Annotated in this window: 1 protein-coding gene; it reads left to right on the top strand. The window is 68.2% G+C overall.

Annotation, left to right across the window (positions count from 1 at the left end):
* Positions 1 to 137 precede the first annotated feature (137 nt).
* Entirely contained in the window at positions 138 to 1,316 is a 1,179-nt protein-coding gene (locus tag LDQ05_RS19545) for an ISAs1 family transposase (protein WP_226438609.1), read from the top strand.
* The last annotated feature ends 44 nt before the right edge of the window (positions 1,317 to 1,360 follow it).

A 1,360-nucleotide genomic window follows, 5' to 3' on the forward strand; every position in this document is an offset into this window, starting at 1 on the left:
CAGGGCCCCGTAGTTGTTGACTAGCGGTGCCATGACCTGGGGTTTCGGTGTGTTCGGGGGCGGGTTGAGCGGGCATGGGGACAGGGATTGATCATGGGTGTGTCTTACGCATCCAGATCGTCCACGAGGAGTCACCCATGCCCGCCGGGACAGTGTCCCCGATCGACCCCGACCTTGACCAGCTGACCCGGTTCAGCCGGGCCGCCGACGACGACACGCAGATGTCGGGACTGCTGGCCGTGCTCGACCAGGTGCCCGATCCGAGGGCGCGGCGGGGTCGCCGCTACCGGCTCTCGTCGCTGATCGCGGTGGCGTTGTGCGCGGTCGCTGCCGGTGCCTGCTCGTTCACCGCGATCGCCGACTGGGTGTCGGGTGTGCCACGACAAGTGTTGCAGCGGTGTGGTATTCGTTTCCGGGTGCCGTGCGAAGCGACGCTGCGGCAGGTGCTGTCCCGGATCGACGGTGATGCTCTGGACGAGGTTCTGGGCCGATGTCTGTCCGGTGCCGGCGATGATGTCGTGGTCGGGCGCCGGGCTGTCGCGGTGGACGGCAAGACGATCCGTGGGGCCCGCACCGCGGCGGGACGGGCCCCGCATCTGGTGGCCGCGGTGACCCACGAGGACGTCGTGGTGCTCGGGCAGCGGCGGACCGCGGACAAGTCCAACGAGATTCCCACCGTCCGAGCACTGTTGCGGGGCCTCGACATCGCCGGGGCGGTCGTCACCGTCGACGCTATGCACACCCAGAAGACCACTGCGCGGTGTGTGCGGGAGCAGTGCCACGCCGAGTACGTGATGGTCGTCAAGGCGAACCAGCCCGGCCTGCTCGCCCGAGTCGGAGACCAACCCTGGGACCAGGTTCCGGTGGTGTGGTCCGACCCGCCCGAACGCGGCCACGGCCGTGAGGAACGACGTGACTACAAGATCGTCACCGTCACCCGTGGCCTGCGGTTTCCCTACGCCTGCCAGGCGGTTCAGGTCACCCGACGCCGCCGGGTGATCGGCGCCGACGCCTGGAGCATCGAGGTGGTGTACGCGATCTGTTCCCTGCCGGCCGAGCAGGCTCCACCGAGGCAACTCGCGGCCTGGATCCGCGGCCATTGGACGATCGAGAACAAGCTCCACCACGTGCGGGACGTGACGTTCGACGAGGACCGCTCGACGGTGCGTTCCGGTCACGGCCCGCAGGTGATGGCGACCCTGCGGAACACGGTTATCAGCCTCTGTCACCGGGCCGGTCACTCGAACATCGCCCGCGCCTGCCGACGCCTGGCAGCAGACCCGTATCAGGCCGTCGGCCTGATCCTGGAAGGATGAAATAGCAGGTCACCGCCCTGACGGTCAACAACTACGGGACCCTG

Origin of the sequence: Rhodococcus yananensis, from assembly GCF_020515525.1 — a bacterium.
In the GTDB taxonomy this organism is placed as follows: Bacteria; Actinomycetota; Actinomycetes; order Mycobacteriales; family Mycobacteriaceae; genus Rhodococcus; species Rhodococcus yananensis.

Coding starts and splice junctions, on each gene's coding strand:
- LDQ05_RS19545 (WP_226438609.1), top strand. CDS start 138: ATGCCCGCCGGGACAGTGTCCCCGATCGACCCCGACCTTGACCAGCTG.